19 protein-coding genes are annotated in these 20,294 nt (G+C 37.5%); 5 read left to right on the plus strand and 14 right to left on the minus strand.

From position 1 onward, the window contains the following. Positions 1-116 precede the first annotated feature (116 nt). Positions 117-2,297, minus strand: coding sequence for a TonB-dependent receptor (locus H4J75_RS13770; RefSeq protein ID WP_182222457.1), 2,181 nt, complete (start codon positions 2,295-2,297; stop codon positions 117-119). A 323-nt stretch (positions 2,298-2,620) separates the two neighbouring features. Continuing rightward, entirely contained in the window at positions 2,621-3,043 is a 423-nt protein-coding gene (locus H4J75_RS13775; RefSeq protein WP_182213838.1) for a CBS domain-containing protein, read from the minus strand. Positions 3,044-3,184: 141 nt separating this feature from the next. Here H4J75_RS13775 and H4J75_RS13780 point away from each other — a divergent pair, with 141 nt between their 5' ends. Together H4J75_RS13780 and H4J75_RS13785 are read left to right on the plus strand one after the other, a co-directional pair. After that, the gene (locus H4J75_RS13780; RefSeq protein ID WP_182222458.1) at positions 3,185-4,438 is read left to right on the plus strand and encodes a serine protease; all 1,254 of its coding nucleotides are present in this window, start codon (positions 3,185-3,187) and stop codon (positions 4,436-4,438) included. Then, positions 4,429-5,403: an FHA domain-containing protein gene (locus H4J75_RS13785; RefSeq protein ID WP_182222459.1), complete on the plus strand. Its 975-nt coding sequence runs from the start codon at positions 4,429-4,431 to the stop codon at positions 5,401-5,403. The genes H4J75_RS13780 and H4J75_RS13785 overlap by 10 nt, the downstream gene beginning before the upstream one ends. 88 nt (positions 5,404-5,491) lie before the next feature. On the opposite strand, the gene trpS is transcribed toward H4J75_RS13785, so the two are convergent. After that, positions 5,492-6,496, minus strand: a complete 1,005-nt coding sequence (gene trpS, locus H4J75_RS13790; RefSeq protein ID WP_182213843.1) for a tryptophan--tRNA ligase — start codon at positions 6,494-6,496, stop codon at positions 5,492-5,494. Positions 6,497-6,535: 39 nt separating this feature from the next. Beyond that, positions 6,536-7,210, minus strand: coding sequence for a ribulose-phosphate 3-epimerase (gene rpe / locus H4J75_RS13795; RefSeq protein WP_182213845.1), 675 nt, complete (start codon positions 7,208-7,210; stop codon positions 6,536-6,538). A 446-nt stretch (positions 7,211-7,656) separates the two neighbouring features. On the opposite strand from rpe, the gene H4J75_RS13800 reads away from it, so the two are divergent. Together H4J75_RS13800 and nagB are read left to right on the plus strand one after the other, a co-directional pair. After that, the gene (locus H4J75_RS13800) at positions 7,657-8,346 is read left to right on the plus strand and encodes a TorF family putative porin (RefSeq protein WP_182213846.1); all 690 of its coding nucleotides are present in this window, start codon (positions 7,657-7,659) and stop codon (positions 8,344-8,346) included. Between the two features lie 240 nt (positions 8,347-8,586). Then, positions 8,587-9,393, plus strand: a complete 807-nt coding sequence (nagB, locus tag H4J75_RS13805) for a glucosamine-6-phosphate deaminase (protein ID WP_182222460.1) — start codon at positions 8,587-8,589, stop codon at positions 9,391-9,393. 57 nt (positions 9,394-9,450) lie between these two features. Here the strand turns inward: nagB and H4J75_RS13810 are convergent, their stop codons facing one another. Beyond that, on the minus strand, positions 9,451-10,632 hold the full coding sequence (locus H4J75_RS13810) for a GGDEF domain-containing protein (RefSeq protein WP_182222461.1): 1,182 nt from the start codon (positions 10,630-10,632) through the stop codon (positions 9,451-9,453). A gap of 312 nt (positions 10,633-10,944) precedes the next feature. Here H4J75_RS13810 and H4J75_RS13815 point away from each other — a divergent pair, with 312 nt between their 5' ends. After that, positions 10,945-11,175 carry a DUF2970 domain-containing protein gene (locus H4J75_RS13815; RefSeq protein ID WP_259368901.1) on the plus strand — a complete coding sequence of 77 codons (231 nt, stop codon included), beginning with the start codon at positions 10,945-10,947 and terminating at the stop codon, positions 11,173-11,175. Positions 11,176-11,193: 18 nt separating this feature from the next. On the opposite strand, the gene H4J75_RS13820 is transcribed toward H4J75_RS13815, so the two are convergent. The 9 genes from H4J75_RS13820 to H4J75_RS13860 all read right to left on the minus strand — a co-directional run bounded on the left by H4J75_RS13820 (position 11,194) and on the right by H4J75_RS13860 (position 20,151). After that, a complete protein-coding gene (locus H4J75_RS13820; RefSeq protein ID WP_220463144.1) occupies positions 11,194-12,012 on the minus strand; it encodes a Dam family site-specific DNA-(adenine-N6)-methyltransferase in 819 nt (272 codons plus the stop codon). A gap of 89 nt (positions 12,013-12,101) precedes the next feature. Then, positions 12,102-13,499: an SPOR domain-containing protein gene (locus tag H4J75_RS13825; RefSeq protein WP_182222462.1), complete on the minus strand. Its 1,398-nt coding sequence runs from the start codon at positions 13,497-13,499 to the stop codon at positions 12,102-12,104. A gap of 23 nt (positions 13,500-13,522) precedes the next feature. Further along, positions 13,523-14,587 carry a 3-dehydroquinate synthase gene (gene aroB, locus H4J75_RS13830; protein ID WP_182222463.1) on the minus strand — a complete coding sequence of 355 codons (1,065 nt, stop codon included), beginning with the start codon at positions 14,585-14,587 and terminating at the stop codon, positions 13,523-13,525. Positions 14,588-14,619: 32 nt separating this feature from the next. Further along, a complete protein-coding gene (aroK, locus tag H4J75_RS13835; protein WP_070375650.1) occupies positions 14,620-15,138 on the minus strand; it encodes a shikimate kinase AroK in 519 nt (172 codons plus the stop codon). Between the two features lie 157 nt (positions 15,139-15,295). Beyond that, positions 15,296-17,353 (minus strand): type IV pilus secretin PilQ, encoded by a 2,058-nt coding sequence (locus tag H4J75_RS13840; protein WP_182213855.1) that lies wholly within the window; start codon positions 17,351-17,353, stop codon positions 15,296-15,298. Next, complete coding sequence (locus tag H4J75_RS13845; protein WP_070375648.1) at positions 17,353-17,892, minus strand: pilus assembly protein PilP; 540 nt, start codon at positions 17,890-17,892, stop codon at positions 17,353-17,355. Before H4J75_RS13845 ends, H4J75_RS13840 begins: the two co-directional genes overlap by 1 nt. Beyond that, on the minus strand, positions 17,889-18,497 hold the full coding sequence (locus H4J75_RS13850) for a type 4a pilus biogenesis protein PilO (protein WP_182213857.1): 609 nt from the start codon (positions 18,495-18,497) through the stop codon (positions 17,889-17,891). The genes H4J75_RS13845 and H4J75_RS13850 overlap by 4 nt, the downstream gene beginning before the upstream one ends. After that, positions 18,494-19,084, minus strand: a complete 591-nt coding sequence (locus tag H4J75_RS13855; protein WP_070375646.1) for a PilN domain-containing protein — start codon at positions 19,082-19,084, stop codon at positions 18,494-18,496. The genes H4J75_RS13850 and H4J75_RS13855 overlap by 4 nt, the downstream gene beginning before the upstream one ends. Next, complete coding sequence (locus tag H4J75_RS13860; protein ID WP_182213859.1) at positions 19,072-20,151, minus strand: pilus assembly protein PilM; 1,080 nt, start codon at positions 20,149-20,151, stop codon at positions 19,072-19,074. Before H4J75_RS13860 ends, H4J75_RS13855 begins: the two co-directional genes overlap by 13 nt. Positions 20,152-20,294 lie beyond the last annotated feature (143 nt).

The following is a 20,294-nucleotide window of genomic DNA, read 5'->3' on the forward strand; positions in this document are numbered from 1 at the left end:
AAAGGTAAGAGAGGTATTGTTATTATGAAAATTAAATATTACCTAATGAAACATCGCTGACAAATCCAAATAGCTTGTCAGCGATTTACTATTTTAATGACAGTATGATTTATAGATTAAAAGCTATATGTCATTTCTGCCCATGCACTGGTACCTTCTTCAGGTAAACGGTCCATAAACGTTACATCACTGCCTTTGACTCGGTTATAGCCACCTAAGTGATTTTGATATTCTTTATTGAGTAGATTATCAACGCCAAAACGAAGCGTTAATTGATTATTGACGTAATATTGAGCGTCTACATTCATCACACCATAACCAGCACTTGTTTGTTCCTGATTCGTTAATGAAATATCTTTTTGTGCGGCGGCCATCACTAAAACCATATTTACAGACCAATTCTCACTAAAGTAATTGGCACTTAACTGACCATTCAATGGCGCAATACGATACAAGTTATCATTAATATCACGACGTTCGCCACGTACGTAACTGACCACGGCTGATAATTGTATTTGATCATTTATAGTGTAATAGCCATTTACATCAGCACCATAAAGCTTAGCATCTACATTAGTAAACTTTAGAGGGTTATCATCACCCGCCATCATTTGGGCCATCATTTTTGCTGACATATCCAACATACCTAAAGGAGTACCTTGAATATAGTCATCAATATTTTGATAGAAGAAATGAGGTGTGATCATAACTTTTTCAGTTTGGTAGGTAAAACCGACATCCGCTTGATAAGCTGTCTCACTGTTAAGATCCATATTACCCACATAAGTGTTACCGTCGGCCAGCCCACCCGTTGATTCCATCGGGGTCCAGAGGTAAAGCTCTTGATATGAAGGCGCTCTATTTTTTAAACCTACGCCTATATATAATGATAAATCTTTCGATAATTGAGTTTCCGTGCTTAATGCGATATCTATATTGGTATCATTAACACTGTGATCACTGTTATTGAAGTTATCCCGTAAGTCTATGGCTAAATCAGCCATCGTTGGCATAGCTGAATTCATATTATCCATCATTGCAGAGCCCATCGGCATAATCATCATTGCCATAGATGTTGCCACTTGACCTGCATCTAATTCAGCTCTTTTTAAACGGGCGCCTAACTGAACTTTGGTATTGTTAAAGGTTTGCTGCCATTGTGCAAATAGCCCAAAGCGATCATCTTTGACATCATTAAAGTTTACCACGGCAAACATCGAGTTATTTGGATTGGTGATCACAGAGTCATGCTTGGCTAAATAACCATCGAAGCCAAATTCTAACTCACCAAAAGTAAAAGATTTACCCAGCGAAAAATTAAAATTAGTTGTTATACCCGTAGCATTATTACGACGATGTTTTTCTGGATTATTATTCAATCGCTTTTCAAAGTTAGTCATACCATGATCGGCATCGGTGTAGCCAAACAACCAATCTGCTTGCCAATCGGCCCAGGTAAAGTTACCGTCTAAACTTGCTCGGTGACTATAAATATATTCTATATCCATAGGTAATGCTGGCGTACCCGAATCTTGGGTATCTGTATAATGGTAGCTAAAACCTGTTTCACTACTCTCGCCAAAATAACGTAAATCAGTGCCAAATTGTCGTTTAGCAAAATCAGTTGGCGATATAATTTTACCATCGCCACTTTCCATATTCTCACCTTCTTGAACATTGCCATAAAAAAGCCCAGCAATATCACCTTTGGTAAGATTAACCACCGATGATAATGTTTGCGCTTCATTATTGCTTCGAACACCTGCTTGTAAATCACCATTTATCGCGAGTTTCTCGCTATTATTGGCTTCTGCTTTACGCATTTTTACATCAATAGCACCACCCAGGGTATTTATGCCGGCAGAAACCGGGGCGATACCACGATAGACAGTCATAGACTCAACAATTAATGGCGTAGAATAACTTAAGGGTGTGTCCATAGCATTAGGACCAGCGCCAATGACAGCTTGTCCATCAAGTGTGGTTGAAATTCGGTCGCCATATAGGCCACGATATTGTGCAATACCCGTTACCGGGCCATTACTGTTGACATTTGCACCGGGGACCGACTTTAACCAACTCGCTAAATCGGGCTCCGTAGTCTTCCCTTGGGCATAACTTTCATTATTTTCAATGCCGAGATGGTGACGTTGATGAGTGATAGTGATCACTTCAATCTCATCGAGGTTAGCCGTTGAATCAAACGTATTATTAGCAAATGCACTAATAGACAAAAGACTGCTAAAAACTAATGAAGAGCTTATTGCTAAAGCAACGGGTTTAATTGAAAACGTCATAGTTGTTTCACTTACTTGTTTGAGTATACCAAATAGAATTAATACTATTGTGTTAGCTATAATCAATAAAAACAAAGTAAAAACAGTGAACTGCGACATAATGTCGCAATAAAAAATGACTTACTTGACCTAAGTCAAACAAGACATTTTAGAAGAGTAATCGTTATTTAACTAAAAACCTTAGCTACAGAGCTGATTAACGTTAAAAGCAAAAAGTGCACAACTAGCTTATTTTCAAAGCAGACTAATTTAACCTATTAACGGCAGTTACTTTAAGCAACATAATTGCTTTAAACTTAGACAATAGTTAATAACTTATTGTCTTAATTACGGCGCTCTGCATTTTTATCTCCTAAAGTTTTCATGATATCTCGCCAAGTTAATATGCCAACGGGAATGCTATTTTCATCAACAATAGGAATACATGACGTTTTAGTCTGATTAAAAATATCAATGGCATCAAAAACATTAGCGTTAGGCGTTAAGGTGACCAATTTGCGATTCAGTATTTGATGCGCTTTCTTATTTAAGGTTGCTGTATCTCTTGGGAGCTCTGCGGCAGTGCCGATATTAGGACTCAGTGCTTTGAGAAGATCTCTGTCTGAAATAACCCCTGATAATTGTTTATTATCAACGACCAGTAAATGATGAAAATTAGCATGTTCAAAAATATTTTTTATCGTCAATAACGTATCGTCCAAAGAGACGCTAACAAATGCTTTGGTCATGATGCTGGCTATTTTCATTACGCTACCTTTTATCCATTTTATTCTTAACTATACAATACATTAACAAACAACAAAGAGAATTTACTTTATTTGGGGATAATAGATGACAATTAACCTAACAATGGCACAATGAACTAAGACTCAAAATAAGGAATATAAATGAAAGGTTTAACTACCTTAATTTTATTGTGTGTTAGCACAATAAGTTATGCCACCGAACAAGCAGAAGAAATATTCAAACAACTTGCTCCGTCACTTTATCAAATAAGACTTATAGACATCGCCAGCGGTGAAAAGTCATCAATTGGCTCTGGTTTTCAAATTAGTGCCGACGGTTTAATTGCAACCAATTATCACGTTATTTCTGGCTATGCGCGTCATCCCAATAAGTACACGATTGAAATTTTTGATCATCAAGGTAACAAAGCGCCACTTACTTTACAAAGTGTTGATGTTATCAATGATCTCGCCTTGGTAAAAAGAACGACTGATGGCGAAATGCCTTTCTTTAAAATTGCAAAGCGTGTTCCCCAAAAAGGCGAAGAGCTTTATTCGTTAGGTAACCCGCACGATTTAGGCATGATAGTAGTACCCGGCACTTACAATGGTTTGAAGAATGAATCTTTTAACGACCGCATCCATTTTACCGGCTCAGTGAACTCTGGGATGAGTGGCGGACCTGTCGTTAATAAAAACTCTGAAGTCGTTGGGATAAATGTGGCGACTTCAGGTAATCAAATCGGATTTTTAGTACCACACGATAAACTGCTTAACTTATACAAGCGTTATAAAACAGGTGATCCTGAAAGTATTGCAGCACAAATGGCACAACAACTTGCCGATAATCAAGACAAGTTAATTACCACCTTGTTAAATAGCGAATGGCAGATGCGCCCTTTAGGAGAAGGTTTAATTCCCGTGGTTAATATTCCTTTTATTCGTTGTTGGGGAGAGTCAAACGCTGATAAGGCAGATGCTATTGTTCTAGCCGTGGTTGCTAATTGTTCTTTGGATGAAAACACTTACATCTCAAATGATTTTTTCACCGGCTCTATTGAAATGGAATATCGCTATATGCAAGCAAAAGAACTTAGCGACACTAAGTTTTATCAAATATTTGAGCGTCAATTAACGCAAGTCATGCCAGGAAACAAAGCGGGTAAAGATGATGTTACTGAGTTTCAATGTCAGCACGATATTGTTACACCATCAAACCAAGCGATTACCAACAAATCAGTTTTTTGTACCCGTGCCTACAAAGATTTCCCTAAATTATTTGACGTTTTATATATAGCTATTTCTGTTGATAAGGGCGACCAAGCCTTACTTAGCCACTTTACTGTCGCTGGCGTTACGCAAAATAGTGCACTCAAGTTTACAGAGAAATTTATGGAGTCTATTTCATGGAAATAATCATAGAAGAAATTACTCGCGCCCATAAATTAATAGCCCGACATAAATTTATGCAAAATCACATCAATATTGGTCGTGGTTATGATAATGATATTATTATGGCGGACCCACATATTTGTGCCCAACACCTTAGTCTTAATTTTAATGGTGAACATTGGCTGCTAAACGATGAAGGCTCTATTAACGGCAGTTTTTATGACGATGAGTTTTCAAAAACAAAATCAGCTGTCCATCAGCACATCGTTCGTTCTGGACAAGTCTTTATGATTGGCAAAAGTTTAGTACGCATTGTTTTTCCCGATCACCCCGTACCTGAAAGCATTAGTTTTAGCCCTTTTGAAAATATTTTAACCTTAACAAGACATCCGGTCTTTTTAGCCATAAATATTTTATTATTTGCCAGTGTTACCGGCTGGTTATTTAACCTTCACAACCCTGTAGAAGTCAATTTCACTCAGTTATTAGTACCGGCTATTGGCATGACTTTACTCTTTGGGCTTTGGCCTATTGGTGTTGCTTTGGTTTCTCATTTAACCAAGCATGATGCTAGATTTTGGGGACAATTAGGCATCTGTTTTGTCTTTTATAATTTAATGTGGCTAAGTGATTTTATTGAAAACATCACCAGCTTTAATGCTTCATCTCAGTCAATACTCAGCGTACTTGCCACTTTCTTACCTATTGTATTGGCATTTTGTTTATTCTGGCTAAATTGCCAAATTGGTTTTCATATGAGCACTCGACGCAGAACAGTAATAGCAAGTTGCATGACGCTGCTATTGTTTGGTGGTAGCTTCTTAATTCAGTTAAGTAAAAAACCTGAATTCAGTATCCGTCCCGCTTTTAATACCACGTTAATGGCGCCAAGTTATTTATTTACTCACAGCAATAATGTTCAAGGCTTTCTTGAGAGCAGTAAAACATTATTTAACGATGCGCAAGAAGCAGCACTTGAAGACAAATAAAGCACCTTAATAAACAGAAAAAGCTAACGAGTTCGTTAGCTTTTTTGTTTGTTAGCCCAGAGAATAACGACTGAGTGATGACGACACATTAAGGTCGAGGAATAAAACCTACCGCATCATAAACTTTTGCTAATATTTTACTTGCTCTAGCTGATGCTTTTTCAGCGCCTGCTTTCATCACTGCATCTAAATAAGCCTGGTCCTCACGGATCTGATGATATCTTTGCTGAATAGGTTCTAATAAAGCAACCACAGCATTAGCAACGTCACCTTTTAAGTGCCCGTACATTTTATCTTCATATTGTGGTACTAACTGCTCAACGGTTTCACCTGTACAACAAGACAATAAAGACAGTAAATTTGATACACCTGGTTTTTCTTCAATATTGAAATAAATATTAGCTTCTTCATCAGAATCAGTCATGGCGCGTTTGATTTTTTTACTGATTTTTTTAGGGTCTTCTAATAAGCCAATAAAATTACCAGGATTAGCGTCTGATTTTGACATTTTCTTTGTTGGTTCAAGTAAGCTCATTACTCGCGCACCAAATTCAGGAATATAAGGGTCTGGCACAGTGAATGTGTCACCATGAAGATTATTAAAACGAGTCGCTATATCACGAGCTAATTCTAGATGCTGCTTTTGATCTTCACCAACCGGCACACGGTCAGCATTATAGAGAAGAATATCTGCTGCCATTAAGACTGGATAAGTAAATAAACCTGAATTCATATTTGCTTCAGACTTTTGTGACTTATCTTTGTATTGCGTCATTCTGTTCAATTCGCCCATTTGTGTGTAACAATTTAACACCCAACTAAGCTGAGCATGTTCAGGGACATGTGATTGAATAAAGATGGTACTCTTTTCTGGGTCAACGCCGCAGGCTAGATACAAGGCTAGGCCATCAAGCGTCGCCTTTCGCAAATCAGCGGGGTTTGGGCGAACAGTAATAGCATGTTGATCAACCAACATGTAATAGCACTCATGGCTATCTTGCATGCTAACCCATTGTTTTAACGCACCTAAATAATTACCAATGGTTAAATCACCTGATGGCTGACAGCCGCTTAATACGATAGGTTTACTCATGATTTCTCTTTATTTTATTTGATTTATTTGTTAATTAAACTATTGGCTAACTGTCGCTAATTCGCTGCGCATTTCATCAATCGCCAGCTTATAATCTGGCTTTGAGAAAATGGCTGACCCTGCAACGAACATGTCAGCGCCCGCCGCCGCTATCTCAGCAATATTGTCTGCTTTAACACCGCCATCAACCTGTAAACGAATATCACGTCCACTAGCGATGATGCGCTCTTTTACTAATCTCAACTTATCCAATGTGGTTGGAATAAACGATTGACCACCAAAGCCAGGATTAACTGACATCAACAAGATAACATCAAGTTTATCCATAACAAAATCTAAACAATTCAATGGTGTGGCCGGATTTAGTACCAGTCCCGCTTTACAGCCATGGTCTTTTATTAATTGCAGAGTACGATCAATATGATCACTTGCCTCTGGATGAAAAGTGATAATATCTGCGCCTGCTTTAGCAAAGCCTGGAATTAGACTATCAACCTGCTTGACCATTAAATGTACATCAATAGGTGCAGTAATACCGTAATCACGTAGCGACTGACAAATCATTGGGCCAAAAGTTAAGTTAGGCACAAAATGATTATCCATTACATCGAAGTGCACAACATCGGCACCCGCAGCTAAAACCTTAGCAACATCATCACCTAAACGTGCGAAATCAGCAGACAATATAGAAGGAGCAATTAAAAATGAAGACATAGATAAACCTTTTTAGAATATTGCGCAACATTATAACAACGACCTAAGGGAAAACTCTATAAATTCATGCGTCCAAGCGTTATTTAACTCAATGTTACCCAGCGATTGCTCTTTTAGTGTCGAATGCTCATGATTATTTCGTGCTCTGATTACTTTTTATAACCACGGCTTAACTATAACGTGAAAGACTGCCAAGAAAGACCACGACATACGAGATAATACGAATCGATATTTTATGCACTTTTTATGAGCGTTAACGATTTAATTGCACCAATAAAGCTCGTCTATTAGTGAGAGACCCTCATAATAAAAAAACAACCTCACCAAGCCATTGAAATAACTATGTAAAATTTATTAATATTATTATGTCGCTCAGGCATCTACCTTGCAACGTATGGTTTAGCCCTAAAATATTAAATAAAAAACTACTACATAAAGAGACTATTATGAAAAAAACACTATTATCGATATCGCTCACATCTTTACTTGCCGCTACTTCATTATTATCAACACAAGCATCAGCTGTTGAAGGTTTATCTGCTAATGTTGCTGCTAGTAGTAACTATATATGGCGTGGTGTTAGCCAAACAGACAATGCTGCCGCTATTTCTGGTGGTATCGACTATGCTGACGATTCAGGCTTTTATGCTGGAGCTTGGGCTTCAAATGTCGATTTTGGTGATGATGCGAGTGCTGAACTAGATTTCTACTTAGGTTTTAGCGGCCAATTAAACGAAGATGTTAGTTATGATGTGGGTTATATTTATTATGCCTACCCTGACTCAGCTCAAACTGATAGTACTAACGAATATGATTTTGGCGAGATATATGGCTCTTTGGGCTATTCATATTTTTCACTTTCAGCAAGTTACGGAATTCATAACGACGACGGTGCTGCTTTTGCTGATGCCAGCTTATATATTGCAGCGGGAGCAGAGTTTGAAGTAGCTGATGGTTTAACCTTAGCTTTTCATCTTGGCGATTATTCTTTTGACGACGCCATGATCGCAGAAGATTATAACGATTACAGTGTTAGCTTAAGTAAAGATGGCTTTACCTTTGCGGTATCTGATACCGACATCGATAATGATGATATGAAGTTTGTCATTTCTTATTCGGTTGATATCGACTTATAAATAAAAATAAGCCAGTAATAATTTTACTGGCTTTTTAAAGATAGTTAAAGACAGTGCAAAAAAAATCTTCGCGTAGTACAATTATACTAGTGTTGATTTAAAAATAAACGGCGGCATAGCTAAGATATTTAAACCTAATTAATATATTTAGCGAAACCAAAAAGCCGATATTCATCACAATAACGATTTGCATCCATTAGTGAAACTTTACCTAATTAAATTAAATTTTAAGGATTTTACATGCAAATAATTATTTTTGATGATGCTGAACAAGTTGCAGAGCATGCAGCACTATGGGTCAGTGAATTAATCACTAAAAAAGCCAAACCTGTGCTCGGTCTTGCTACCGGTAGCACCCCGATTAGCCTCTATAAACATTTAGTTAATAAACATAAAAATGAAGGGCTAAGCTTTAGCCACGTCTCGTCATTTAACCTTGATGAATACCATAATATTAATGCTAATAATGCTCAAAGTTATCGGAGTTTTATGAAAGAGCATTTATTTGATAACGTAGACATAGCACAAATCAATACCTACCTACCAACGTGTAACCATAACCAAAACCCTCGTGAACAAGGGCTTAACTACGAAAACAAAATAAAATCATTAGGGGGTATCGACTTACAAATATTAGGTATTGGCGCTAATGGCCATATTGGTTTTAATGAACCGACTTCGAGCTTATCATCTCGTACCCGTATCAAAACATTAACCCAGCAAACACTGACAGATAATAGCCGCTTATTTAAAGACGGTGAAACACAACCAACAATGGCAATGACCATGGGTATTGGCACTATTATGGATGCTCGCTATGTATTATTAATGGCGACAGGAGAAAATAAAGCCCAAGCAGTAAATACAATGATCACCGGAGCTTTATCCGCTATGTGTCCGGCATCCGCATTACAGATGCATGAAAATGCAGTTATTTTGTTAGACAAAGCAGCTGCAAGCCAACTACAAGATCATCAGTATTACCTTTGGGCTGATCAGCAACACCGTAAAATCAACGAAACTTATGGTTTTTATCATAATTATTAACAAAGTGAATGCTTCAATAAAAGGTCCTTAATCTAGGGACCTTTGTTGAGGTGAGATTTAACTTAACTTTTGTAGTTTTTTGTCTCGGTACATTTTGCTGTCTGCTATCGAGATGAGTTGTTCTAAGCTCTTGGATTGTTGAGGAAATAACGCTAAACCGAATGAGAATCTCAATGATAATTTATGCTTTGCCACCTGGTAAACTTTCTCTTGCAGTTGCTGAAATCGATCGTTTATATTATATCTCGCAGTGACTAATGTTTGAGCCGTGTTTCCTTGCGCTAATAACAGCACAAATTCATCTCCGCCCCATCGACAACAAAAGTCATCGGCACGTAAAGTGTTTTTTAAGTTAACCGCGAAGGCTTTTAACAGTTCATCACCGATATTATGACCGTATGAATCATTAACGCGTTTAAAATCATCTAAGTCTATCATTACTAGACTGTAACAATCATTTCTGGTCAGTGTGGCGGAAAGTTTATCGAAATATGCCATTAAAGCGTATCGATTATCTAAGGTGGTTAACGGATCATGGAAAGCTTGTTCCGTCAGTTTTTCATTGAGTACTTGAATATCGGTAATATCAGTTACTGTAACGGCTACAGAATTAACTTGGTCTGAATGACTATCAAAAACAGGTTGATAAGCAACTTTGAGAAAGAGCATTTGTTTTTTATTTTCTGAATAAAACCAATCAGTATAAGTTCTCACCTTGCCTGAAAAACATAAATCGAGCTCTTTCTTAACCACTTTATTGAAAGCTTCTTCTCCTAAGACCGTTATAACATGTTGGTTAATAATGTCCGCTTTTTGCAAGCCCCATTTATGGCTATATTGCTCATTAACTGACAAATAGTGATAGTTTTTATCAACTAAGGACAATAAATTATTCGAGTGGTCGACTAAATCAATAACAGATGAGTCCTGTAGTAATTCAGCACTATATTCAATAAGAAACAGAATCGGCTGTTTACTGATAATACTGACATACACCTCTATATTTTTTTGGATAAAACTAAAATGTGTTAAACATTTATCATTTGAGCCTAAAGGCATATTAGAAATGTTGAGAATGAATTCAGATAAACTAACCTTACTGTCACATAATGCAAAGAAGTCATCTCCCTCATTAATATGATATTTATGCTTGATGTGTTTACTACGACTAACTACAGTTCCTTGCTCATTAATAATTAAAGCGGGAAAGTTAACATAATTGAGTAAATCAGTGTTCAATGGAAAATCCTTTTTCTATTTTTATCAGTAAATTAGATAAATAATCTGTATATTAGACAAATATACAATTTAGCATAGACTAGCTATATTTTACTGTCAAAAATATATGCATTTTTTATAATTTATATCGACTTTACCCTGTTATGTTAAACAGGTAATCATTGTTCATCGCCACCACGTTAGCGATCACCTTGAAATAAGTTGCTCGTTCGATAACGCTAAAACGTGTAGATAATAATGATGAAATATATTTAGGATTGTTTTAGCGCGAAAAGTAAGCGACTATCAAGTGTCACCCAACAAAAGGATTATATGATGCCAACGGAAAACTTATCAAAAAAAACAAATTCTTCTGATAAAAGCAGTAGTTTTAAAACGACCGCTAAAAGCGTCGGCGCCGCTTTTTTTGGCGTACAAAGTAATAAAAACCGCGATAGAGATTTTAGTGAAGGAAAACTAAGCCACTTCATCATTGCTGCTGTAATCGGTGTCGCTATATTTATAGGCGTGTTGATCGCGGCAGTATCTTTAGTTTTACCTTAAGATAAGTGACTTAGAAGCTTACTTATAAAGTACCAGTAACTCTGCAACTTTATTACGTTTACTCGCCTTTTGGCTAATAGTGCGCGCTACTTGTATCGTTTTTTGCTTACTGGCATGCTCATATATTTTACGTGTCCAGATAGTGTCATGATTACTGATCAATACTGATATTTTATCTTGCTCAGTGACTTCTTCAGCAATATTGGCTAAATCAGCTTGCTCATCTAAACCAAAGCCATTACCAACATAACTGGTAAAACTAGCTGTTTTACTTAATGGTACATAAGGGGGATCACAGTAAATGACATCGCCACTTTTTGCCCTGGCAAAAGTTTCTCGGTAACCTTCACAAACAAAAGTGGCTTTCTTAGCTTTTTCGGCAAAATACAGCATTTCATTTTCAGGAAAATATGGACGTTTATACTTACCAAAGGGAACATTATAACCGCCCGATTTATTATATCGACATAAGCCATTATAACCATGACGGTTCATATAAAGAAATACCAGCGAACGAAAGTAGCTGTCACTACTGGCATTAAACTCTTTGCGTAACCGGTAATAAACTTCAGATTGATTATATTCAGGCGTAAAGTATATCGCTGAATCTTTGATAAATTTTTGTGGGTTTTCTTTAATAATATTATAGAGATTGATTAAGTCTTGATTTATATCATTTAACAAGTAATGGTCAAAATTACTGTTCAGAAATACTGAACCAGCACCGACAAAAGGTTCGACTAAACGCTCCCCTTTGGGTAACATTTTATTAATTACATCGCTGAGGCCGTATTTTCCGCCAGCCCACTTTAAAAATGCTCGATGCTTTTTGATCATTTAACCCATTTGCCTTACAACTCATTATTTAAGTGCTAGGCTTAAATAGACGTTTAAAATAGAAAACGAATTGTATCCTGATTAGCTTATTATTGGGAGTCTTGATAAGCATTGATTTCATTATTAATTGCTTGAAGTGACTTTACCCACGGCTGATAAACTTTAATACTACTTGGCAGTAACGTAACAGCCTTTTCTGCGGCCAAACGAGTCTCAAAAACCTCAGAGGTTATCATTAGCATAGGTTGTTGGTTAAATAGTCGGTAGTAACTTTTAATCTTGAGACCGACAAAATCAGGTATAAACTCCTGATATACGGAAAGACGAGTAAAACCAGCAATTTGTATAACAAAGCCCGATGGTGCGCTTATATAGTAAGTGGCTTGGGCGCCAACATCTTCAATCGAGTTTACTGGAATAGCGGCTTGCGTAATCAGGGGGGTCACTTTATTTTCTGACTTTTTAACGGATAAAGCCTCTATTACGGTTTTACCCGTTGATAAGGTAACAGAAGCTTTATTTTCAGTATCCCCTTTTTTATCAAGAAACGATGCAAAGCGCTTAACTTTAGCGGTGGCTATTGGCTCTGTCGACTCAACGACGTCTTTTTCTGCGTTGACAATCGCTTGAACGATATCATTTGGCTCTGCCGGTAGACTAATTAGAACCTTTATCCCTGGGTCGGGTGCGGTTAACGAAAGAAATATATCTTCACTCTTCGCTGGAGCACTCACATTTTTATTATAGGCTGAAATAATACTGGTCGAGTTTGCTGGTACCGCTTTTAATTTAAGCTGGGTGTTCGCACTAAAAACATCTTGTTGAAACAACCAATAACCTGTTGCCCCTAAGCAAATCACGAAACAGATAAAAATTAAGGTCCACTTCGTAAAACGACTGAAGGTAAAAAGTGATGTCTTCACTTTGAATGCTTTGGAGTTAAGGGTTAATAACTGACCTGTTTCTCCAGATAAAACTGAGATTTTTTTATGGAATAGTGATTTATTTTGCGCCAATAAAAGTCCAGCTTTTGGCGTACCAAGCATAAGCACACTGATTGCATAATTGGCTTTTTTAGCTATGTCAGTTAATTGACATAGTTCATGCAAAATCTGTACGGAGAGAAACTGGGCGTGTTCGATGACAATATCAATGGTTTGCTTTTCTTGCTTAGATAAATTGATCAAGCTAACAGCTAAAGACTGCTCAGGATCAAATAGAGTGTCAGCGAAAAGTTGCTCAACAATACGACAGCGAATTTGAATATCGTTTAATTTAGGTGATATAGCGATAAAAGCAGCATTGTGATCATTACCCAAAGAGCCAAGAAACTGACTCGCTACTTGAGAATAAACATTGGCATCTTGGTCAACAACCAAAACGGCATGCTTTGAAAAGCGTAAAATATAATCAACGCGTGCGTTAGCACTAATGGTTGTTACACTTTGTGGAGCGTTATATTCTGTGGCATGTGCTTGTGCAGACATGTTTCACCTGTTCTGTATTAAAATTACAGAATTTGTTGAAGCATCTCCTCACTAATATCATCACGCATTTCTGATTGACCAATAGCGGTGGGTACGATTAAACGTAATACACCTGCCAAATTCTTTTTGTCACGACGCATGTGACAAATAAATTCTTCAAAGCCCATACTTTCAGGCGCTGTTAATGGTAAATCAAACGCGGCAATTAATGTTTCTATACGACGAAGATCTGACGCTTCAAGCAAATTCATTGCTACTGATAACTTAGAGGCAAGTACCATGCCAGTAGCGACAGCTTCACCATGAAGCCAGTTACCGTAACCTTGATCGGCTTCGATAGCATGACCAAAGGTATGGCCTAAATTCAATAATGCCCTTACGCCGGATTCGGTCTCATCAGCGGCAACAATATCTGCTTTGCATTGACAGCAAGTTTTAACCATTTCAATCAGTGTGTTTTTATCCGCTGATTTTATTTTTTCAATATTGCTTTCTAACCAAGCAAAAAAATCACTATCACCTAAGATACCGTACTTAATCACCTCAGCCATGCCCGCATTGAATTCGCGGATAGGTAAAGTGCTAAGGCTATCAATATCAATAAGAACAGCTTTTGGCTGGTAGAAAGCGCCAATCATGTTTTTACCTAAAGGATGATTAACCGCTGTCTTACCACCGACAGAAGAGTCGACTTGTGAAAGTAATGTGGTTGGAACTTGAATAAAGTTGATTCCGCGTTGGTAACATGCGGCTGCAAAGCCGGTAATATCACCAATAACACCGCCGCCTAAAGCAATTAATGTCGAATCTCGCCCATGACCATTGGCCAATAAATGTGACATGATCACATCAAAGTTTGCAAGTGACTTTTGAGCTTCGCCATCAGGTAATATTATTTCGTCAACGTCGAAAGCGCTTAATTTTGCTTTTAAAGTAGCAAGATATAACGGCTTAACAATATTATTAGAAACGATGCATACTCGTTTACCACGAATATGCTGAGTAAGCAGACTATTATTAGTTAATAGTCCGCTATCAATATAGATGGGGTAACTGCGTGTACCGAGTTCAACATTTAGCGTTGTCATTTTTAGGTCTTTTTTTGAGTGCCTAGCCGCTTTTAGAAATCTAAGCGCTCAACAATTTTATGGGCAACAACTTTAGCACTTTGATCATCTGTTTTTACAATAACGTCAGCAATTTCTTCATATAAAGGATTGCGTTCTATTGCTAGATTCTCAAGTACTGTGCGTGGTTCTTCAGAGGTTTGCAACAATGGACGTTTACGATCACGCTGCGTACGAGCCACTTGCTTGTCTATAGTTGTTTCTAAGTAGACAACTATGCCTCGTGCCGATAAGCGATTACGTACTTGTGTACTTATCACTGAACCACCACCAGTCGCTAAAACAATACCTTGTTTTTCACTTAGGTCTTCAATTACACCTTCTTCTCTTTTACGAAAGCCTTCTTCGCCTTCAAGATCAAAAACCCATGCGATGTCTGCACCTGTTCGGCGCTCTATTTCCTGATCAGAGTCAAAAAACTCAAGATGTAGCCTATCAGCTAATTCTCTACCAATTGTGCTTTTACCAGCGCCCATAGGGCCGATAAGGAAAATATTACGTTTTTCTGCCATTAGATTAACTTCAGCTCGTATAAATAATTACGTTTACAAATATGAGGGAACCCCCTCCGAAAATTTTGAGGGCGTAATTATCGCAATTGTTCGGTGTACATTGCAAGTTAACTAAGACGAAAATAAAATGAAATTACTCAGTAACTCACAAAGTTGTTTAAAAACGCTCAGTTACGATGCGTGGTGTCACAAAAATTAATAATTCTTTTTTCTCATTAAAGTTGTTGCTATTTCTAAATAGCCAACCAAAATAGGGAATGTCGCCTAAAACAGGTACTTTTGATACTGTACTGATAATTGCTTGTTGATAAATTCCGCCAAGAACAATCGTTTCGCCATTATTAACTAGCACTTGTGTACCTATTCGCTGAGTATCAATTGCGGGTGCTTGGCCACTTTGTACATCAGAGACGGTATCTTGAGTAACAACTAAATCAAGAATAATACGATCGTCTGGGGTAATGTGTGGTGTTACCGTTAAACTAAGCACAGCTTTTTTAAATTGGGTTGATGTCGCGCCACTTGATGATGCTTCTTGATAGGGAATTTCGACCCCCTGTTCAATATACGCTTGTTTTTGATTTGCCGTAGTAATTCTTGGGCTTGCGATAATTTCACCCTTGTTTTCTTTCTCCATCGCGCTCAACTCAAGATCCAATATAGTACCATCGGCTAATCGCGCCACTTGAAAAGCAATACTACCTGCTGGGTTTGCTACGGGTAAGTTAACATTTAATCGGTCAGCTAAATTAGGTACCAGCCCACTTGCCGCAGAATTAGCCCCCTCTAAGGAGCCAGAGCCCGCATATTCCCCGTCAGTATCAGTAACCCCCCAGCGTATACCTAACTCTTCATTAATGCTGTCTTTCACTGTGACCATACGCGCTTCTATAATCACTTGTCGTACAGGAATATCTAAAACATTGACCATACGCTTTATATCTTCGATACTTTTCGCCGTATCACGAATTAATAAGGTATTCGTTCTCTCGTCAACACTGACACTGCCACGTGTTGACAAAATACTGTTGTCATCATTTTTAATTAAGTTAGCAAAGTCGGTTGCCTTAGCATAATTTACTTGTACATATTCAGAGTAGAGTGGCGCAAGCTCAGCGACTTGCTGTTTAGCTTGTAAATCACGTGCTTCACGGGCAGAAAGTTCGTCGCTCGGAGCAACCATTAAAATGTTGCCTTCCATACGCTTATCTAAGCCTTTAACTTTTAATATAATATCAAGGGCCTGATCCCATGGCACGCCGTCTAAACGCAAAGTCACATTTCCAGAGACGCTATCGCTGGTCACTAAGTTAAAGCCATTGTAATCAGCAATAATTTGTAAAACGGTACGAACAGGAATGTCTTGAAAATTTAAAGAAATAGCGCGACCACTAAAATCACCATCTTCTTCTAAGTAACCGGGCGCCTTATCATTTTTAACAACGGTTAATGAAAAAACATTATTAATCTGTTGATGCTTAAAAGTAAAATCACTATTGATATCGACAATAAACTTGGCATTACGTCCCTCTCTAAAGGTTTCGATGCCAGTAACTAACGTACCAAAGTCGGTAACATCTAATTTATAAAGTAAATCGTCAATAATTTGGGTGTTATGGAATTCGATATACAGCTTGCCGAGTTTGTCTGTCACATCAACAGCAACCATACTGTCATCAAGGTAAACCAGTATTTGTGCTTCATTGTTTTCACCATTACGAAAATCTATCGAATCAATGTTGTTAATAAAGGTATTACCTAATGGATTGACCTGGGTAATCGGCGAGTCGCCCACACCTTTATTGAGAATTAATGAGAAGAACTTACCATTTTGCTTAATATCAAAAACTGACAGTTGATCTAAGTGAACCGTAGCAACCACTTTTCCTGCTAATTTTTGCACGCTAACATGACTAACACCGGCATGTTCAACAATGGTTTTTAATAACTTTTCATTAAACTCATTCGCATCAAAGGTAATGCTAATTTGAGCAGGATTCATCGCCGTTTTCATCACGGGTGGATTAACAATGGTTTCGGTGAGTTCAAACTGCAACTCTATTTCATCGTTCTGTAAAGTATTATATTTAATACCGATTAGATCACTAGACCATGCCGAAAAAGCCAAAGAATAGAGCATCACTGCGGTGATAACACTTCGCGTTACCGTTAATGTAACTGACTGATTAGTTTTTATTTTATTAAATAGCAACATTACTTCCCTTGCCCCTCTGTACCTGACTTGACCATTTTAAGTGTCGTCTCACGTTCGACCCAACAACCAGCGCCATCAGCAATTAATTCTCTAACTTTAACATCAAATGGATTCACCATTGTAATGCGACCATGATTCAACCCTAAATAACTTCCAACAGCAACTCGATGTAAGGTTGCATCAGAGGCCTCAACAAGTGCCCAAATAATCTCTTGTTCTCCTAAAGTTCCTCGCATTGATAAATTGCTGAGCGGATACTTTTCCAAGGGCTGCTTACGGCGACGAGGATCTGGACTCAAACATCCTGACATCTGTTGAATTTTCTGTTGGATTGCTTCAACTTCTGGTTTATCAAATGGACTTCGTAACCCTTGCGCTGAATAGTCAAAATGACCAAACTTTGAAATTACCGGCATAGGTTTAATAACATTAGGTGTATTTGCCTGCACTGTCGCTATATGGGTTCGTAAATCACTGGTATCATCAAAGCAACCACTGACACTGATAACAAGCGCAATAAATAAGACTGACTTTTTCATTTTTCTTCAGCCTCTCGATAACGATAAGTTTTTGCTTGTAGTTTTAAACCCAGCAAACCATTTTCCATATTGTTAATGTCGACATCAAAGTCATGCAAAGTAACAATTCGAGGTAACCCAGCAATTTTACTGACAAAGTTACCAAACTCATGATAAGAACCAACCACTTCAATATCAATAGGAAGTTCAATATAAATTTCACGGGTTATTTCTGGCTGCCAATTAAGCTTAACAAATTTCAGCCCACTTGTTGTCCCAACAAAAGTTATATCATCAAGTAAGCCAGGGGTTTCATGACTTTCAGGCAAACTTCTTAATTGATTGGCAAATAAGGCCTCTGCCTCTTTCATTTGCTGCTCAAATAACTCTAAATTGGCAGCAACATGGTATTTTATTTGATATTGGCTTTTTAGTGTAACTTCTTCCGCCGCGTAATTATCGAGTGTTGTTATTTTATCACTGATTAATAAAAAATAACCTAACACCAAAACCACGATAGCGATAAAAACGGCTAATGTTATTTTGGCAGCTTTTGGCCATTGCCCAACGTTATCAGCCTCTAAACCTTCAAATTGTTCAAAGAATTGAGTTAAATCTATGTTCATGATTTACCTCCGTTAGTGATGACTTTTCCGTCATCTCCACTATTTAATAAGCCTTTAATACGCACCCGCATTTTAAAGTCACTCAATAATTTGTTTTTTGCTTCATTGGTCGTAATAGATTCTAAAATTGCATCGGTAAATAACACCGAGCGCTCTATTTCACGGATCATATTCGCTAAATGATTATTCGATTCACTTTTGCCAACGATGTTAATACTGTTGCCCTGTTTTTCAAGACGGGTCAAATAAACACCTGTTGGCACTATTTTAGCTATTTCATCAAAAACTTGGGTACCCACATTTCGGCTGCGCTGAAGTTGTTCAACCACTTGAGTTCTTTTTTGTAATTCTTTTTTCTTTTCGTTTAAGTTTTTAATTTTTATAATACGGGCGTCTAGAAGAGCAATTTCTGTTTTTAAAAACTGATTACGTGAATTTTGACCATCAATACGCATTTGGTAAAATTGACTAATAATAAAAACCAGTGCGAAGGCGATTACGGCAACAATAGTAAGTAGGGTAAAATACTCACGTTGTTTGGCTTTTTCGGCTTCTTCGCGCCATGGGAGTAGATTTATAAATGCCATGAAACAAAGCTCCTCAATGCTAAACCTGCTGCTACCATATATTGAGCGGCGGTTTTATCTAACACATCTTTATCTACACTGTCGGCAACTGTCATCGATTTAAAAGGATTGGCAATAATAGTATGGATACCTAATTCTTCAGTTAACAAGGCTTCAAGACCTTCAACATTAGCACTACCACCTGAAACAATAATATAATCTACTTTCTTTTTCCCACTAGAGGTTAAGAACATTTGTATTGCACGGCGAATTTGCTGTGTAAAAATGGTGTGAAACGGTCCTAAAACTTCAAAGGTATAATTAGGCGGCAAGTCATTCGTTATTTTGGCATGCTCGGCTTCTTCAAAGGTTTGATTATAATATGAAACAATTGATCGAGTGTATTGTTCGCCGCCAAAGAGTTGATCCCGGCTATAAATATGTGCGCCAGCATCAGTCACCGAAAACAAGGTCATCACCGCGCCCACATCAACTATAGCAACCGTTTTGTCTTTAGCATCATCGGGTAATTGCGATAAACTTAAATCGTAGGCTCGACTCACGGCATATGACTCAACATCAATAACCTTAGTTTGAAATCCTCCCAATTCTAAAGCCGCAACTCTCGCTTCTACTGATTCGGTTCGAGCAGCACTTAATAAAACATTAACCTTGGTTGGGTCTGATTCATTAATGTCCAGTTTTTCAAAATCTAAACTAACCTCATCTAAAGGGTAAGGAATTAAACTATCGGCTTCAATTTCAATTTGACTGGCGAGCTCGTGCTCAGACAAATTAACGTCCATATAGATAACTTTAGTAATAACGGTTTGTCCAGAAACGGCTGCTGCAGCTTGATTGACTGAAGAGGTAATTTCTTTTCTGATTTTAGTAACAACTTTGCCAACGGCATCAATGTCTTGGATTTCTCGGTCAATAATAGCGCCACGGGGCATAACTTCTGTTGCTAATGCTTCCAGCACATACCCTTCATCGTCTTGACTTAACAAAACCGCTTTTATTGCATGAGAACCAATATCAATACCAACTATTAAAGATGTATTCTTTTTAAAAAGACTGCTGAGCATAACATCCTACTAATATGAGTAAATTCACTAATAACGACACAATTTAAATAAATAAATTTAAATAAACATTATTGCATTGCTTTATATTAGGCATAAACCTGAGATAAATACATTTATTACATGCTTTTAAAGGATATACTAGT

The sequence above is a fragment of the Colwellia sp. BRX10-1 genome, assembly GCF_014077545.1.
Lineage (GTDB): Bacteria > Pseudomonadota > Gammaproteobacteria > Enterobacterales > Alteromonadaceae > Colwellia_A.

Excerpts from the sequence above, each read along its gene's own strand:
- H4J75_RS13850 (WP_182213857.1), bottom strand. The coding sequence starts at position 18,497 with ATGAACATAGATTTAACTCAATTCTTTGAACAATTTGAAGGTTTAGAG.
- aroB (WP_182222463.1), bottom strand. The coding sequence starts at position 14,587 with ATGACAACGCTAAATGTTGAACTCGGTACACGCAGTTACCCCATCTAT.
- nagB (WP_182222460.1), top strand. The coding sequence starts at position 8,587 with ATGCAAATAATTATTTTTGATGATGCTGAACAAGTTGCAGAGCATGCA.
- H4J75_RS13820 (WP_220463144.1), bottom strand. The coding sequence starts at position 12,012 with ATGATCAAAAAGCATCGAGCATTTTTAAAGTGGGCTGGCGGAAAATAC.
- rpe (WP_182213845.1), bottom strand. The coding sequence starts at position 7,210 with ATGTCTTCATTTTTAATTGCTCCTTCTATATTGTCTGCTGATTTCGCA.
- H4J75_RS13825 (WP_182222462.1), bottom strand. The coding sequence starts at position 13,499 with ATGTCTGCACAAGCACATGCCACAGAATATAACGCTCCACAAAGTGTA.
- aroK (WP_070375650.1), bottom strand. The coding sequence starts at position 15,138 with ATGGCAGAAAAACGTAATATTTTCCTTATCGGCCCTATGGGCGCTGGT.
- H4J75_RS13770 (WP_182222457.1), bottom strand. The coding sequence starts at position 2,297 with ATGACGTTTTCAATTAAACCCGTTGCTTTAGCAATAAGCTCTTCATTA.
- H4J75_RS13800 (WP_182213846.1), top strand. The coding sequence starts at position 7,657 with ATGAAAAAAACACTATTATCGATATCGCTCACATCTTTACTTGCCGCT.
- H4J75_RS13845 (WP_070375648.1), bottom strand. The coding sequence starts at position 17,892 with ATGAAAAAGTCAGTCTTATTTATTGCGCTTGTTATCAGTGTCAGTGGT.
- trpS (WP_182213843.1), bottom strand. The coding sequence starts at position 6,496 with ATGAGTAAACCTATCGTATTAAGCGGCTGTCAGCCATCAGGTGATTTA.
- H4J75_RS13780 (WP_182222458.1), top strand. The coding sequence starts at position 3,185 with ATGAAAGGTTTAACTACCTTAATTTTATTGTGTGTTAGCACAATAAGT.
- H4J75_RS13815 (WP_259368901.1), top strand. The coding sequence starts at position 10,945 with ATGATGCCAACGGAAAACTTATCAAAAAAAACAAATTCTTCTGATAAA.
- H4J75_RS13785 (WP_182222459.1), top strand. The coding sequence starts at position 4,429 with ATGGAAATAATCATAGAAGAAATTACTCGCGCCCATAAATTAATAGCC.
- H4J75_RS13860 (WP_182213859.1), bottom strand. The coding sequence starts at position 20,151 with ATGCTCAGCAGTCTTTTTAAAAAGAATACATCTTTAATAGTTGGTATT.
- H4J75_RS13855 (WP_070375646.1), bottom strand. The coding sequence starts at position 19,084 with ATGGCATTTATAAATCTACTCCCATGGCGCGAAGAAGCCGAAAAAGCC.
- H4J75_RS13775 (WP_182213838.1), bottom strand. The coding sequence starts at position 3,043 with ATGAAAATAGCCAGCATCATGACCAAAGCATTTGTTAGCGTCTCTTTG.
- H4J75_RS13840 (WP_182213855.1), bottom strand. The coding sequence starts at position 17,353 with ATGTTGCTATTTAATAAAATAAAAACTAATCAGTCAGTTACATTAACG.